Origin of the sequence: Bacillus thuringiensis (assembly GCF_001595725.1) — a bacterium.
In the GTDB taxonomy this organism is placed as follows: Bacteria; Bacillota; Bacilli; order Bacillales; family Bacillaceae_G; genus Bacillus_A; species Bacillus_A thuringiensis_K.
The window spans coordinates 697,330-713,459 of sequence record NZ_CP014282.1; the positions used below are offsets into that span (position 1 = coordinate 697,330).

Sequence of the window (16,130 nt, forward strand, 5' to 3'; positions counted from 1 at the left end):
TCTCCTTTCTCCTTGGATTGAAACTATGCCAATAAAACAATATAAACCTATTAATTTATAGAAGGCAATAGTTTTTGATATATTGTTAAAAAATAGACACAAATGCACACTTTTTAAGGTGAATATCATTTGTAACTTGATTACATTGTAAACTATTTTCCAGAGAAAAACGTGATTGTGAAAATTTTAAGATAAATAAAGTTATACCAGGATATCCAAGAAATAGAAAAAAGCTATCTTATCATAAGAAAGATAGCTGAATTTTTTGTATATTTAGTTTATTTATCGTGTGACAGTTCGCGGCTGTTCAAGTGTGACAATTTTTTTATATTTAACTTGGTATAAAATGTAACAAATAATCATAAATGGAATGCCACAATAAAGAGCAATTCTTTGATCTGGAATGAAAGCCAAACTAACAAATGTAATGAAATTGAGCGAGAACGCTACGATTGGAACTAGTGGATAGAGCGGTGTACGATATTTTAAATCATTTATGTCGCCACCATTTTTCACGAAATTTCTACGGAAGAAAAACTGTGAAGCGGCGATTGACATCCAAACGACAACGGCAGCCATTGCTGCAATAGATGTTAAAACTAGAAAGACAGTATCTGCTGCAAATACACTTGTTAATAAGGAAAGGCTAGCAAAAATCAGACTGAAAATTAATGCATTTAGCGGTACACCTTTTTTAGTTAATTTCGTAAATGCTGGGCTTGCCATTCCTTGTTTTGCCATCGCCCACAGCATACGAGAATTTGCGTATAGACCAGAGTTAGCAACGGATAATACAGCTGTAATAATAACAAAGTTCATAATGTCCGCTGCATATGGGACACCGGCTACATCAAAAACAAGTACAAACGGACTTTCGACTAGATTAGCCTCTTGCCATGGGAGTAAACCTACAACAACTGATATCGCTAAGACGAAGAAGAAGAGAGTTCGCCAAATTGTATTTTTGATCGCTTTTGGAATTGTTTTTTCAGGATTTTCACTTTCTCCTGAAGCGATTCCGATTAATTCTGTTCCTTGGAAGGAGTAATTTACTGTAATCATCGTAAGAAGAACAGCTAATGCACCATTTGGAAATAGCCCGCCATTTTCAGTGAAATTATGAAGCATCGGAGCTGGCTTTCCATTAAAGTCTAGTAAACCGAACATAACAGCCCCACCAAGTACAATGAAAATAACGATTGTTGCGACTTTTACACTTGCGAACCAAAACTCTGCTTCTGCATATGCTTTTGCTGATAAAGCGTTTACGAGGAAGAGCGCTGCTGCAAATGTAACGCACCAAATCCATGAAGAAACGTCTGGAAACCAGCGTTTCATTAAAATACTTACAGTTGTTAACTCTACACCAACTGTAACAGCCCAATTTAACCAATACATCCAACCGACAACAAATCCAAAACCAGGTGAAATGAATTTGCTTGCATAGCTTTGGAATGAACCTGCTTCTGGCATAGCAACAGATAATTCACCAAGACATAACATCGTTAAATACATAACAAATCCACCTACTAAAAATGCAAGAATAGCGCCACCAGGTCCGGCATTATGGACGATTTGACCAGATCCCATAAATAGCCCGGTTCCGATAACACCACCGAGTGCAATCATAAATAGGTGTCTACTTTTCATTGTTCGTTTTAAATTTGTTTGTTCAATTTGTTGATTCATATGCCCCTCACCCCGTATTTTCTTGAATGTGTGAACTTCATTTTATTCTGAGTTTTTAATCATTAGTGGGGGATGCAACACACACTCGGTTTATTTGCTATGAAATGAATGGAGTATGTAAAAAACGAACTATGACTAAATACTCTAAGAATGTTTGTTAACATGGTGATATCTTCACTATGTTAACAATTTTGATTTTAGCAAAATATTCTGGAAATGTATATTTATTTTTCTTTTTATTAAAAATAATTAGAATTTTTACAATTAATTTTATGAGCGATAATTCACATGATCTTTCTAGCAAACTAGTAAGAAGAAAGGTACAATGATAAGAGTTGTGTCTGTAAAATAATAATTAATGGAGTTTTGTTTATAATGAAAAAGTTAAAATATCTTTTTGTTTTTGGTATTATACTTGTTGCTGCATTTTTTATAGGGAAAGATAAAATCATGCAAAAGGCGCAAGTTTTACGCTTAGAGTTTCTATCTGAAATGAAAGAAGCAGCTATGATTGAAGATGTTCCGTTTATTAAACAATTACCAGAATTACCTCGAGGATGTGAAGTGACAAGTTTAGCTATGTTGCTGCAATATAAAGGTGTACAAGTAGATAAGATGCAACTTGCTAGCGAAATTTATCGTGTTCCATTTGAACAAAATGGTTTGCGTGGAAATCCTTACGAGGGATTTGTAGGAAATATTTATACAAAGGCAAAGCCTGGATATGGTGTATACAATAAACCAATCTTTGATTTAGCAGAAAAATATGTTCCTGAAAAAGTAATTAATTTAACAGGTAGAGACATGCAAGATATATATAAAGTAATTAGTTCTGGCTCCCCGGTATGGGTCATTATTAATACGACGTTTAAGCCGCTAGCTGAAAGTAGTTTTGAAACATGGAATACGAGTTCAGGCGAAGTGAAAATTACATATTATGAGCATAGTGCAGTAGTAATTGGATATGATCAAAACTTTGTATATGTAAATGATCCTCTGAAAAATAATCCACGTTTGGCTGTTCCACGAGCAGAATTTGAGAAAGCTTGGGAGCAAATGGGAAAACAAGCGATTACTATTTTATAATAAAGAAAAAGTCATCTTTTGGATGGCTTTTTCTTTTTGTTTTATTGTAATTGAAAATTCAGAAGATTCTTTTAAAAGTTAACAATTCACGTTATAATAACATTTAACTTGGTGAAGAAGGAGTGAAGGGGTATGGATGTTGCAAAGGAACTTGTTTTGTCAAAAAATCAGTTAGTTGAGTGGAGAAGGCATTTTCATAAGTATCCAGAGTTATCTTTTCAAGAAGAAAAAACATCGCAGTTTGTGTTCGATATACTTCGGAAATGCCCATATTTAGAAGTGTCACGGCCGACTAAATATAGTGTGATGGCAAAGTTAGTAGGTAAACAGCCGGGCAAAACAGTTGCGGTTCGAGCCGATATGGATGCTCTTCCTATTCATGAAGAAAATGAGTTTGACTTTATTTCTAAATATCCGGGTGTAATGCATGCATGTGGCCATGATGGACATATAGCGATATTACTTGGGGTTGTACATAAGTTAGTAGAAGCAAGAGAGAAGATTAAAGGGGAGATTCGTTTTCTATTCCAACATGCTGAAGAAAATTTTCCTGGTGGTGCAGAGGAAATGATTGCGGCAGGTGTAATGGAAGGTGTGGATTATATCATTGGTGCTCACCTTTGGGCGTCGTTAGAGGTTGGGAAAATAGGCGTTATTTATGGTCCTGCAATGGCTGCACCGGATGTTTTTAAAATTAGGATAGAGGGAAAAGGTGGACATGCTGGAATCCCTCATGAAACGGTAGATAGTATCGCAATCGGTACACAAGTCGTTTCGCAACTTCAGCAAATTGTATCTCGCCTCACGAATCCATTAGATTCTCTCGTAATATCCGTTACGCAATTTCATGCGGGGACAACTCATAATGTAATACCAGAGCAAGCGGAGATTGAAGGGACAGTGAGGAGTTTAAGACATGAGTTACGAGGTGAAACAGAGAAGAAGATTGAGCGGATTGTGAAGCATATTACGGAATCTTACGGAGCGAAATATACGTTTTCTTATGAATATGGATATCGACCAGTTGTAAATAATTATGAAGTTACAGAGCTTATTGAACAAACGGCATTACAACTTTATGGAAGAGATAGAGTTGTTCGTTTGCAGCCGACGATGGCTGGAGAAGATTTTTCAGCGTTTTTACAAAAGGCACCAGGGGCATTCTTTTATCGGAGCGGGAAATAAAGAGAAAGGTATTATATATCCTCATCATCACCCTCGTTTTACGATTGACGAAGATGCATTACCGATTGGAGTGGAAGTCTTTGTATCAGCCATTATGAACTTTATAAGTAAAGGAGAATGAGATGAAGAAAATACACATTCTAGCGCTTATCCCAGTTCTTTGTTTAGTAGTTGGGCCAATATTTGCGAATTCAGTTACTCCTTACGTATTAGGGATGCCATTTTTATTATTTTGGGTATTATTATCAGTGTTTATTACATCTCTTTGTATGGGGCTTGTGTACGTGTTTGATCCTGCTAATAAGGAGGATGTAAAATGACTGCATTACTTATCATTATTTTATTTTTGTTTCTCGCACTATTTTTAGGGATTCGGGCACAACATGGAAAAGATATGAATTTAGAGCAATGGTCAGTTGGGGGAAGAGGATTTGGCACTATTTTTGTTTTTCTCCTGATGGCAGGTGAGATTTATACGACGTTTACATTTTTAGGGGGAAGCGGCTGGGCGTATAGTAAAGGAGCACCTACCTTTTATATTTTGGGATATGGTGCTTTAGCTTATCTTTTATCGTATTTTTTATTACCACCAATTTGGAAGTATGCGAAAGAGCATAACCTTGTTTCGCAGTCGGATTTTTTTGCGAAGAAATATAGAAGTAAAGCTCTTGGACTTATTGTTTCAGTTGTTGGTGTTGTTTCCATCATCCCATATCTTGTTTTACAGTTAAAGGGACTAGGGATTATCGTTTCAGAAGCTTCTTACGGAAGGGTGTCACCTGTTGTTGCAGTATGGATTGGTGCTATTGTTATAACTATATATGTAATGGTTTCAGGTATACACGGTTCGGCTTGGACGGCTGCTTTGAAGGATATTATGATACTGTTTATCGTTATGTTTTTAGGTATATATTTACCGTATCATTATTATGGAGGATTTCAGCCTATGTTTGAGGCTGTAGAAGCAGCGAAGCCGGGATTTTTATCTTTACCTGAAGAAGGAATGAGTATTTCTTGGTTTGTTTCTACTATTATATTAACGGCCCTAGGTTTTTATATGTGGCCTCATACATTTGCTTCTGCTTTTTCTGCAAAAAATGAAAAAGTATTTCGTAAAAATGCAGCAATTATGCCATTGTATTCTTTAGTGTTACTTTTCGTATTTTTTGCAGGGTTTGCTGCTATATTGCAAGTTCCTGGGTTAAAGGGAGCGGATGTGGATCTTTCGTTATTCCGTCTTGCTTTACAAACTTTTGATCCTTGGTTTATTGGAATTATTGGTAGTGCGGGAGTATTAACGGCGTTAGTTCCAGGCTCTATGCTTGTTATGGCGGCTTCTACACTGTTAGCGAAAAATATTTATCGAACGATGGTTCCATCTGCTTCAGATAGACAAGTTGCTAAAGCTGCAAAGTTATTTGTACCTGTAGTAACGCTCGTAGCAGTTTTATTTACATTTAAAGGAGGAGAAACAATAGGAGCCCTTCTATTAATGGGGTACAGTATTGTTACACAACTTTTCCCTGCACTTGTATGTAGCTTGTTTCCACGTCAGGTTATTACGAAGCAAGGAGCGATTGCAGGAATGGGAATGGGGTTATTAGTTGTTGCATATATCACTTTATCGGGCTCTAATATAGCTACGATGTTTCCGAGTTTTCCGCAGTCTATAAAAGATTTAAATGTAGGTATAGTCGCATTGTTAATTAATATGATTGTGATGTTTGTAGTTAGTGGATTTACAAAAAGTGTATCTATAAAGAAAAACAGCATAATAGTAGAAAAGTAATTCGTTTATTAGAGCTATCTTTGAAAAGAGATAGCTCTTTTTTGTATATATTTTCTTCTATTAGCGGAATCTAACTAAAAACTTGTTGAAAAGGAAGTTAGGTGGGGAAATTGTTAGAGCTTGAAGGTAACTTATTTGAAGTTATGAAAGAAATTAGGGATGAGTTAGGTTCACCTAATGATTTAACAATTAGAGAAGTTGCTCTTGCTGGGAGTTTTACACGTTGTGCGGTTGTGTTTTTATGTGGGTTAACAGACAAGGATAATGTTTATAAATATGTCGTTCGTACGCTGCAATACGAAGAAATTCCAAGTGAGGAAGCCGTTGTTCAAACGTTATTGGATCGTTTTATTTCTATCGCAGAAGTTGGTGTAAAGACGAAGTTTCCAGACATTATGAATGCGATTTTAGCGGGAGATACAGTTATATTAATTGATAATATTCAAACTGCTATCGTTATTAATAGTAGGGCTTGGGAGAAGAGAAGTTTAGAACCACCAGTGACAGAAGATTTAATACGTGGACCGAGGATCGGATTAAATGAAGATATTAACGTGAATAAAATGTTAATTCGCCGTAGTTTACGTGACCCAAAGCTGAGATTTCAATCTTATATTATAGGGAAGAGATCCCAAAAAGAAGTAACTTTAGTATATGTAGAAGACGTTATTAATCCTTACATTGTAAAAGAGTTAGATCGGCGTCTTCAATCAATAGTGACAGATGTCGTTTTTGAGACGGGAACGATTGAGCAGTTAATTCAAGATAATAATTTGTCACCGTTTCCACAATTTTTGAACACAGAAAGGCCTGATAATATTGTGGCCTCATTAATGAAAGGTAAGGCGGCTATTTTAGTGGATGGATCACCGTTTGCTCTTATTGCGCCATTAGTATTTGTTGATATTTTTCAATCTGTGGAAGATCATTATGAGCGCTGGGTAATTGGGACTTTATTAAGAATTTTGCGGATGGGTTCTGGTATAATTGCGATTTTAATGCCAGCGATGTATGTAGCGCTCGTCTCATATCATCAAGGACTTATTCCTTCTAAATTGGCTTATTCAATTGCTGGAGCAAGAGAAGGGGTTCCGTTTCCTGCATATATTGAAACGTTAATGATGGCATTAACGATGGAGCTAATACGAGAAGCAGGAATTAGGTTGCCGAAACCGATGGGGCAAACAATTGGGATTGTAGGTGGTCTTGTAATTGGAGAGGCAGCGGTGAATGCAGGAATTGTAAATCCATTTTTAGTTATCATTATTGCGGTTACAGCTATTGCTACATTTTCACTTCCAGTGTATAGCATCACAATTACGTTTCGGATTTTACTTTTCGTCTTTGTATTAGCAGCAACGGCTTTTGGGTTGTATGGAATCATTCTAGCTCTTATTGCGCTTGCTGTTCATATTACAAATTTAACAAGTGTTGGTGTACCGTATACAACTCCAATTGCTCCTGCATTTTATAAAGATTGGAAAGAGGAGTTTATTCGCATGCCAAAATCAATGTTGAAAGAGAGACCGGAATATTTACAAACGAAAGATTCTACAGTACGTCCAAAGGAGCGAAAATAATTGAAACCATTTGAGTATGGCGATGAAGAAATTGGATCTCGGGAAATTGGGTTTGCGGTATCATCGACCATTATTGGTATAGGAGCATTATCTATGCCAAGGGATATTGCTAACCAAACTTTATTTTCAGATGGTTGGATTATTTTGCTTTTGGGTGGATTGATATGTGCAGTTTTAGGCTGGTTTGTAACGAGGGTGGCTATTTTATTTCCAAAACAAAACTTTGTTCAATATACGAGTGCACATTTGACAAAGCCGGTAGCATACACGATTAGTATGGTTTTAGTATTAACGTTTGCTGCTTTGACAGCATATGAATCGCGAATGATTTCAATTATTTCTCAAACGTATTTATTTAGTGAGACACCGATACAACTACTGTCTTTCTTCTTCTTACTAGTTGTTATTTACGGAATAGCAGGATCAAGAGCGGCCTTATTAAGGTTAAATGTTCTATTTTTACCTATTGTTTTAATTGCGATAGTGCTTCTTTCTTTATTGAATATAAATTTAATGGAAATAAACAATTTATTTCCAGCTTTTCAAACGGAAGTAAGTCAGTACGCTGTTGGGGTTAAAAATTCTATATTCACATTTATTGGATTTGAGGTAGCTCTGTTTTATGCTGTGTTGTTGAATGATAAGACAGCGAAAAAGGCACCAATGGCAGTTGCAAAAGCCGTGATAGTAAATGTGCTCTCATATATTTTAATTTATGTAACTTGTATTAGTGTTTTTACGTATATGACAACTCGTGGATTGACATATCCAACAATTGAATTAGGGAAAGAAATTGAAATTGGTGGAGGCTTTTTAGAAAGGTTCGATGCAATTTTTTTTACGACTTGGATTATTACTATTTATAACACTACAGCAATGTATTATGACGTCGCATCTTTATTGTTTTGTGCCATGTTTCCGAAAGTGAAGAAACATATTTTTATTTTCGGAAGCGCGCCTCTGATTTTTATGCTGAATATGCTCCCTGGTAATTTAGATACGTTATCAAGTTACGGAACGTATTTAGCGTGGATAGATATGGGGTTTGTCGTATTAGCTCCTTTGCTAGTTTTTATTGTATATAAAATGAAAAGAAGGAATGGTAGAAATGAAAAACCTTCTTAAAATTATAATGGTTATGGTTTTAGCTGGATTTATAAGTGGGTGTTCTGAACTAGAAGAAATAGAAGAAAGAGGATTTGTAGTAGGCGCAGCTTACGATATTGTGAAGAAAAAGAAATCAAATCCGATTATGAAAGGGACGTATCAGATGGTACTTCCCAGTAAGTTAGCACAACAAGGTGGACAGGGCGATGGAGATAGTGAAAATTATATTAACGTAAGTGCGAAAGCAGATAGCGTCTTCGAGCAAATAAGAATAATTGCTAAAAAAATTAGTCGAACATTATTTTTTCCGCATATACAAGTCATTATTTTTTCGGATGAATTACTAGCGAATCCGTATGTTTTGCAAAATACGTTAGATGTATATTTTCGTGATCATGAAATGAGAAGAAATATTCGTTTGTTCGTTTCCAAGAAAAATGCAGAATCTATTTTAAAACAGAGCGCCAAACCTGAAAACTTACCGGCGCAGTACATTGATATGTTAGCTGAACATCCTCCGAAAAACGCTCAAATGATTGAGGCGGCGAGAATTGGTGAGGTACAAGGGAAAATGATCGCAGATCGAAGTTTTGCATTACCTCTCTTAGGATTAACTAAACAAGGAGTACAAATGGAAGGAGCGGCATTGATCCGTGGAAAGGATAATAAGTGCGTTGGAACTTTGAGTGGAGAACAAACATTAGGAATGAACTATGTAATAGGTAAAAAAATTGGAGGTTTCTTTACTGTTCGTAAAAAGAATCAGCTCATTACATATGAAATTCATAAGTTGCGCCGAAAGATTCAGGTGTCTACTGAAAATGCTACAAAACCGAAGTTTGATATTCATTTGTCCACAGAAGGCATATTAGCTGAGTTACATTTTAATGAACCGAAACAAGTGATGAATGAAAAGTTTTTAAAGAAAGAGATTTCAAAGGAAATGAAGAAGCGTATTGAAAAGTCTATACAGCTTGTTCAAAAAAAATATAAGGTAGATGTATTGGAATTAGGAGAGGTATATAAGAGGCATAATTATAAAGAGTGGAAGAAAATTAGTAAGAATTGGGATCAAGGTCAGAATTATTTTAGTAATGCTGAAATTAATGTTCACGTTGATCCAACAATTGAACATTCAGGTTCAGCATTACCAAAGAAAGTGAAGTAAGGTGATGGAAGTTGTTTACTGGATTAGGAATTAGTTGCACAATATTAATAGCGATTCTTCCAGGAGCCATATACTTTATTCATAAGAAACTCACAACGTATGGAGCGCAACCTTGGAATACTGATGTGCAAAAAAAGAAACCTGAATGATTTCAGGTTTCTTTTATACAAAGCATATGTGAAGGGGGATACCTTCTATGTATGCTTTGCTTTATACAAGCCCTAACCAATGTACCAATTGTGTAGAGAGGAATGTCACAACAATAGCGATAACGGTAGGGATTGCAAACGATAAGAATGTCCATTTTGCACTTTTTGTTTCTTTATATATGTTAACCAGTGTTGTTCCACATGGGAAATGAAGAAGTGAGAACAACATTGTGTTTAACGCTGTTAACCAAGTCCAACCATTTTCTAAGAATAAATTTTTAATTTGATTAAAATCATCTATTTCAGTTAAAGCCCCGGTTGATAAGTAAGACATTAATAAAATTGGGATAACAATTTCATTTGCTGGTAGTCCAAGAATGAACGCAGCTAGAATAAAGCCATCAAGTCCTAACATTTTAGCGAATGGATCCAGGAAGTTTACAAAATACATAAGTAGACTTGTATCACCGATGAAAATATTAGCTAGTAACCAAGTTAATGCAGCCGCAGGGGCAGCTACAACAACAGCTCGTTTTAAAACATAGACTGATTTATCGAGTGTTGCACGCACAATTGTATTCCAAACCTTTGGCTTACGGTACGGCGGTAACTCAAGTGTGTAGTGAGTTGGAACGCCTTTTAAAGCTGTTTTTGATAGTACCCAAGAAACGGTTAATGTCATAATAATACCAATTACAACCATTCCAACTACAACGCCGGCAGTAACAAGTGTTTGCATACTACCTGTATAACCAGCAGCCATAAATAATGAGGCCATTAAAATTAACATAGGCCAGCGACCGTTACAAGGTACGAAGTTGTTTGTTAAGATTGCTAGCATACGTTCACGTGGTGATTCAATGATACGTGTTGACATAATGGCTGCTGCATTACAACCAAATCCCATTGCCATTGTTAAAGATTGTTTCCCGTGTGCACCGGATCGTTTGAATAAGCGGTCCATATTAAACGCGACACGTGGTAAGTATCCGTAGTTTTCTAATAGCGCGAACATAGGGAAAAAGATTGCCATAGGTGGTAACATAACGCTAATAACAGCACCGATACCACGGAATAAACCAAGTATTAAAATGCCGTGTAACCATTCAGGTGCATGTGCTGCTTGGAACCAAGATGTTAAATATCCTTCGGCCCATCCGAAGAATTCGGCAATCATATCAGATGGTACGTTAGCGCCTGCAATTGTAAGATAAAAAATAATAGATAAAATACCAAGCATAATTGGGAATCCCCATATTGGAGATGTGAAAACTTTATCTAGTTTTTCGGAACGATATAATTTATCAGTATTTGTATATTGGACGGATTCTTTACATATGCTTGCAGATGTTCGGTAAATATCTCCGACTATATCATCTCGTATATCTTCTTTTGAAAGTGTTTGTGCATGTTGAATAATATAGTCTAATGGAAGAGCTTTACTGGCTGAGTGAGATTCCATTAATTACGACCTCCCTTACAAGTGGTTCATTATGGTGTTTTTGAAGTGTAGTTAAGAAATTTTTATCTCCATCTAGTATACGTAACGCAATCCAACGTGCTGGATACGTATCACCGAACACTTTATAAATTTGTGGTTCTAATTCCTGAATCATATTTTCGATTTTTTCGCTGTAAGTAATTTTAATTGGTGTTGGAATTAGTTTTTTATTTGCTACTTTTGCAATAACATTCAGCAAATGACCAATACCTACTCGGTTACGTGCTGAAATTTTAACGACAGGCACACCAAGTGATTTTGCTAATTTCTTTTCATCGATAACGATGCCTTTTTTCTCAGCTTCATCAATTAAGTTAATACAAATGACTACGTTACTCGTCATTTCAATCACTTGAAGTGCTAAATTTAAATTTCTTTCCATTGCAGTTGCATCTACAACGACTACAGTTACTTCTGGTTTTTTAAATATAATATAATCCCTTGCTACTTCTTCATCCGCAGAGTTTGAATATAGTGAGTAAGTTCCAGGTAAATCTATTAATGTATATTTACTTCCGTTATGTTCATATTCCCCTTCAGCTTTTAAAACAGTTTTTCCCGTCCAGTTGCCAGTATGTTGTTTTAAGCCTGTTAAAGTATTAAATAATGTACTTTTCCCGGTATTCGGGTTACCAGCTAAAGCGATACGATGTTTGCTCATCTGAAATCATCTCCTATTAATACCCCGAAAATAAGGGAACTTTCTTCTTTGCGCAGTGCAATAGTTGTGTTGCTTACTTGATAAGCAACTGGATCTCCAAGTGGACTGCGTTGCAATACTTTAATCGTTGCCCCAGGGATAAATCCCAAATCTAATAAACGTCGTTTCATAGTTCCTTCTAATTGTATCTTCTCAATTTGTACAAACTCTCCTGTTCTAAATTCGGAAAGTGGTTTTGTATTAGCCGATACCATAAAAGTTACCTCATCTCTATATTGTTAGTTTAAGTTTAAAAAGTTTCCTAAGGTAAACTTTTTGTTAGTAATATAGTAGACCACGTTGGATTATGTTGTCAATTAGTACTTTAAAAATATTCATTTAATTTTAGAATTGTTCCAATTTATTTAGTTGTACTAAAAAATATTACTGAAATTCTTTTTAATGTTCACAAATTAGGCGTGTAAAAGTTACAAAATGCGCGGAATTGTAAATCTAACTTTAACTAGAAAGGGAAAAGATAGAAAAACATTTACATTGAATTTACATTGTTAAGAATAAATTTACATTACAGCATAGTTAGTGTGGTTTTTGTTGGATTCTTTAACTATAAATGTTGGGATTCCTAGCTTTTAAAGAGTATTATCGTCATTTACTTAAAATTAAAAATTGCTTAACACTCACATAATATTGTTGTCCTACAATGAATTTGTGTTCGAAAGAAAATGAATTCGAAAAGCGATAATCCAAATGGGGGTACAAGACATGGTTATGAAAAAAGGTATTAAATTTTCTTTAGCAGCTTTAGTGGTGGCAGGAGCGTTAGTTGGATGTGGGAAAGCAGAAGATACAGCTAGTAAAGAAACTGCTAAAGGAAGCGATAATACAAAACAAGAGTTATCAGGTACGATTGCAGCAGCTGGTTCTACAGCTCTTCTACCTCTTGCGGAGGAAGCTGGAAAGAAATTCATGGAGAAAAATTCAAAAGTTTCTATTCAAGTACAAGGTGGCGGTAGTGGAACTGGGATTAACCAAGTAGCATCGGGTGCAGTACAAATTGGTAATTCAGATGTTCCATCAGGAGATAAAATAAAAGATGCTGAAAAAGCGAAAGAATTAGTAGATAACAAGGTTGCGGGTATTGCATTCGCACTTGTCGTAAATAAAGATGTAAAAGTTGATAACTTAACAGTGCAACAAGTACAAGATATCTTCACTGGAAAAGTAACAAACTGGAAAGAGGTAGGCGGGAAAGATGAAAAAATCAACGTAATTAACCGTCCGGCTTCATCTGGTACACGTGCTACATTTGAAAAGACAGTTATGAAAGAAGCAAAGATTAATGATGGAACTGGTACGACACAAGATTCTAACGGTGCAGTAGAGCAAGCGATTAACTCTACTCCAGGTTCAGTAAGTTATTTAGCGATGTCTTACATGGTTGGCGACAAAAAAGGTGCACTACAAACAGTGAAAATTGATGGTGCTGAACCAAAAGTTGAAAACATTTCGTCTGGTAAATATCCATTCTGGTCTTACGAGTACATGGTAACAAAAGGTGAAGCGAAAGAAGCAACAAAAGCTTACATTGATTATGTAAAAGGTAAAGACTTTGAAAAGCAAGTAGAAGATATGGGTTACATCCCAATGTCTAAATTAAATAAGTAATAAAGTTTATGGGGCTGGCTGCAAGGCCAGTCCTGTTCATTTCAATCTATGAAGTGGGGTCTGACCTGTGATGAAGGGGAAAAAACAAATTAATTACGTAAAAAGTGAATATATAGGAAGATCGCTTGTTACGTTTTGTGGTATTTTTATTGTTTTAATTACATTAGCTATTATCGCGTTTATTTGTGGTAAAGGTATTCAATCTTTTACACAAAGCGGTATTTCATTTACTGAGATGTTAACATCCACAAAATGGAATCCAAATGCTGACGAAGGAACCTTCGGGGCTTTGATTTTCATTGTAGGTTCAACAGTGGTTTCGTTAGGTGCGGTTATTATTAGTGCGCCAATTGCTATAGCTCTTGCTATATTCATGAATTTAATTTCGCCGAAGTTTGGAAATAAAGTATTGAAGCCTGTTTTAGAATTATTAGTTGGTATTCCTTCGGTTGTATACGGGTTATTAGGGGTTACGATTTTAGTGCCGCTATTACGTGATTCGTTTGGAGGAGTGGGCTTTAGTTTAATTGCAGGTATTGTTGTATTAAGTATTATGATTTTACCTACTATTGCTAGTATCGCTTCTGATGCAATACGCTCTGTTCCATTTGATTATTTAGAAGCTTCTTATGGTTTAGGGTCAACGAAATGGCAAGCGGTTAGCCGAGTGATTGTTCCTGCTGCGAAAAAAGGGATTTTAACAGGTATTGTTTTAGGTTTAGCGCGTGCTTTTGGTGAAGCATTAGCGGTTCAAATGGTAATCGGGAACACAATTAAATTACCAGAAGGAATATACAGTCCGACAGCAACGTTAACTGGTATTTTGACAATGGACATGACAAATACATTAAACGGAACTGCTTGGAACAATGCGCTATGGACTTTAGCGATGATTTTACTTGTTATTTCATTCCTGTTTATTTTAGTAATTCGAGCGATTGGGCAAAGAGGTGAGCGATAATAATGAATGCAAGAACGGTAAATAAAGTTTGGACAGGTATCTTTTATGCAGTTGCAGCTTTTGTTGTAGCTTTACTAGTATTCTTAGTGTTTGAAATTCTGCAAAAGGGATGGGGATTTTGGGATCCTAATTTCTTGTTTGGAGAACCAAGTAATACAAGAGCTGGTGGTGGGATTGGTCCACAGTTATTCAATTCCTTCTACATGCTTGTTATAACGCTTGTTATATCTATTCCTCTTGGTTTAGGTGCTGGAATATATTTAGCGGAGTACGCAAAACAAGGACGTTTTTTAAATTTTGTTCGTTTATGTATTGAGACAATGGCGTCTTTACCTTCGATTGTTGTTGGTTTATTCGGTTTGTTAGTGTTCGTTACAATGACAGGCTGGGGATACACAGTAATGGGTGGTGCTCTTGCTTTAACTATTTTAAATTTACCAGGTTTAACACGTGTTTGTGAAAATGCGATTTCAGAAGTTCCTCATAATGTAAAAGAGGCAAGTCTTGGATTAGGTGCAACGAAGTGGCAAACGATTGCTCGTATTATTATCCCATCGTCATTACCGCAAATTATTACAGGTATTATTTTAGCGGCGGGTCGTATATTTGGAGAAGCGGCAGCATTAATTTACACAGCGGGTTTAACATCGCCGATTTTAAATTCAGCAGCGGATTTCTCAAGTCCTGCGCATCCTTTAAATCCGTTTAGACCAGCTGAAACATTAGCGGTTCACATTTGGAAATTAAATTCTGAAGGAGTTATTCCAGATGCGAAGTTGATTGCGACAAAATCTGCAGCTGTATTAATTATTATGGTATTATTATTCAATGTTATTTCACGCTTGGTAGCGTCTATATTACACAAGCGTTTTACAGGAACGAAAAGAAAAAGTAAAACGACGAAGAAGGTAAAAGCGGCATAAGTTACAAAGGAGAACTCTCTATTTATAAGTAGGGGGTTCTTTTGTATTTTAATATAGAAGGAATGGATGTAATGATTGTTGAATTTGTAATTAATTATAAAGAAGAACAGATGTAATTTAGAGAGGAGTTTTAATTTGTTTTTTCTGCAAATGTCAGGTTTGCCTGGGTCAGGAAAATCGACAGTTTCTAAGTATATAGCGAAATCAACAGGTGCTGTAATTGTAGATCATGATGTTTTGAAATCCGCGTTGTTAAAATCATTAAAAGTAAAAGGAATTGAATCAACGATTGTTGGAGGGCTTGCGTATGATGCCGAATGGGTATTGATTGATTCTTATTTAGAACAAGGGCATAGTGTTATATTGGATAGTCCGTGTTTATATGAGGGAATGGTTGAAAAAGGGATTGAACTATCAAATAAACATGGTGTGAAATATAAATATATTGAGTGTTATCTTAATGATATGGAAGAGATTAATAGGAGACTGCAAACACGTAAGCGTATGATCAGTCAAATTGAAAAGGTGGAGTCGGAAGTAGGTTTTAAAAAGTGGTTAAATGGTAGTAAAAGACCTTCAAATAATGAATATCTTATTGTGGATTCTAGTAAACCTATAGAGCGATATGTGGAAAAAATGATGCATTATATGATTAAGTAGAGAAAA

At 35.8% G+C, this 16,130-nt stretch carries 14 protein-coding genes and 1 pseudogene; 11 read left to right on the forward strand and 4 right to left on the reverse strand.

Annotation, left to right across the window (positions count from 1 at the left end):
• Window positions 1-282: 282 nt before the first annotated feature.
• A complete protein-coding gene (locus AXW78_RS03455) occupies window positions 283-1,689 on the reverse strand; it encodes an amino acid permease (RefSeq protein ID WP_001075768.1) in 1,407 nt (468 codons plus the stop codon).
• A gap of 375 nt (window positions 1,690-2,064) precedes the next feature.
• Here AXW78_RS03455 and AXW78_RS03460 point away from each other — a divergent pair, with 375 nt between their 5' ends.
• The 7 genes and pseudogenes from AXW78_RS03460 (at window position 2,065) to gerLC (ending at window position 9,604) form a co-directional block, all read left to right on the forward strand.
• Entirely contained in the window at window positions 2,065-2,775 is a 711-nt protein-coding gene (locus AXW78_RS03460) for a C39 family peptidase (RefSeq protein ID WP_000734496.1), read from the forward strand.
• Window positions 2,776-2,907: 132 nt separating this feature from the next.
• Window positions 2,908-4,081 (forward strand): annotated as a pseudogene (locus tag AXW78_RS03465) (amidohydrolase).
• A 1-nt stretch (window position 4,082) separates the two neighbouring features.
• Window positions 4,083-4,280: a DUF3311 domain-containing protein gene (locus AXW78_RS03470; protein WP_000719836.1), complete on the forward strand. Its 198-nt coding sequence runs from the start codon at window positions 4,083-4,085 to the stop codon at window positions 4,278-4,280.
• The gene (locus tag AXW78_RS03475) at window positions 4,277-5,749 is read left to right on the forward strand and encodes a sodium:solute symporter family protein (protein ID WP_000125940.1); all 1,473 of its coding nucleotides are present in this window, start codon (window positions 4,277-4,279) and stop codon (window positions 5,747-5,749) included. Before AXW78_RS03470 ends, AXW78_RS03475 begins: the two co-directional genes overlap by 4 nt.
• Window positions 5,750-5,850: 101 nt before the next feature.
• Window positions 5,851-7,329, forward strand: a complete 1,479-nt coding sequence (gene gerLA, locus AXW78_RS03480) for a spore germination protein GerLA (RefSeq protein ID WP_003300032.1) — start codon at window positions 5,851-5,853, stop codon at window positions 7,327-7,329.
• Complete coding sequence (gerLB, locus tag AXW78_RS03485) at window positions 7,330-8,454, forward strand: spore germination protein GerLB (RefSeq protein WP_000801999.1); 1,125 nt, start codon at window positions 7,330-7,332, stop codon at window positions 8,452-8,454.
• A complete protein-coding gene (gene gerLC / locus AXW78_RS03490) occupies window positions 8,438-9,604 on the forward strand; it encodes a spore germination protein GerLC (protein ID WP_000793363.1) in 1,167 nt (388 codons plus the stop codon). Before gerLB ends, gerLC begins: the two co-directional genes overlap by 17 nt.
• A 210-nt stretch (window positions 9,605-9,814) precedes the next feature.
• Here gerLC and AXW78_RS03495 read toward each other — a convergent pair whose 3' ends face one another.
• From AXW78_RS03495 to AXW78_RS03505, 3 genes are read right to left on the reverse strand one after another with little or no spacing between them, the layout of a single operon-like run.
• The gene (locus AXW78_RS03495; protein ID WP_000443617.1) at window positions 9,815-11,215 is read right to left on the reverse strand and encodes a nucleoside recognition domain-containing protein; all 1,401 of its coding nucleotides are present in this window, start codon (window positions 11,213-11,215) and stop codon (window positions 9,815-9,817) included.
• Window positions 11,193-11,915, reverse strand: a complete 723-nt coding sequence (locus AXW78_RS03500) for a FeoB small GTPase domain-containing protein (protein ID WP_061883784.1) — start codon at window positions 11,913-11,915, stop codon at window positions 11,193-11,195. Before AXW78_RS03500 ends, AXW78_RS03495 begins: the two co-directional genes overlap by 23 nt.
• Complete coding sequence (locus AXW78_RS03505) at window positions 11,912-12,169, reverse strand: FeoA family protein (protein ID WP_000252992.1); 258 nt, start codon at window positions 12,167-12,169, stop codon at window positions 11,912-11,914. The genes AXW78_RS03500 and AXW78_RS03505 overlap by 4 nt, the downstream gene beginning before the upstream one ends.
• 508 nt (window positions 12,170-12,677) lie before the next feature.
• Here AXW78_RS03505 and AXW78_RS03510 point away from each other — a divergent pair.
• The 4 genes from AXW78_RS03510 (at window position 12,678) to AXW78_RS03525 (ending at window position 16,124) form a co-directional block, all read left to right on the forward strand.
• Window positions 12,678-13,580 (forward strand): phosphate ABC transporter substrate-binding protein PstS family protein, encoded by a 903-nt coding sequence (locus AXW78_RS03510; RefSeq protein WP_000245105.1) that lies wholly within the window; start codon window positions 12,678-12,680, stop codon window positions 13,578-13,580.
• 70 nt (window positions 13,581-13,650) lie between these two features.
• Window positions 13,651-14,541 carry a phosphate ABC transporter permease subunit PstC gene (gene pstC / locus AXW78_RS03515; RefSeq protein WP_000676674.1) on the forward strand — a complete coding sequence of 297 codons (891 nt, stop codon included), beginning with the start codon at window positions 13,651-13,653 and terminating at the stop codon, window positions 14,539-14,541.
• Between the two features lie 2 nt (window positions 14,542-14,543).
• Window positions 14,544-15,464 carry a phosphate ABC transporter permease PstA gene (pstA, locus tag AXW78_RS03520; RefSeq protein ID WP_000994135.1) on the forward strand — a complete coding sequence of 307 codons (921 nt, stop codon included), beginning with the start codon at window positions 14,544-14,546 and terminating at the stop codon, window positions 15,462-15,464.
• A 135-nt stretch (window positions 15,465-15,599) separates the two neighbouring features.
• Entirely contained in the window at window positions 15,600-16,124 is a 525-nt protein-coding gene (locus AXW78_RS03525) for a P-loop nucleotide/nucleoside kinase family protein (RefSeq protein ID WP_061883785.1), read from the forward strand.
• The last annotated feature ends 6 nt before the right edge of the window (window positions 16,125-16,130 follow it).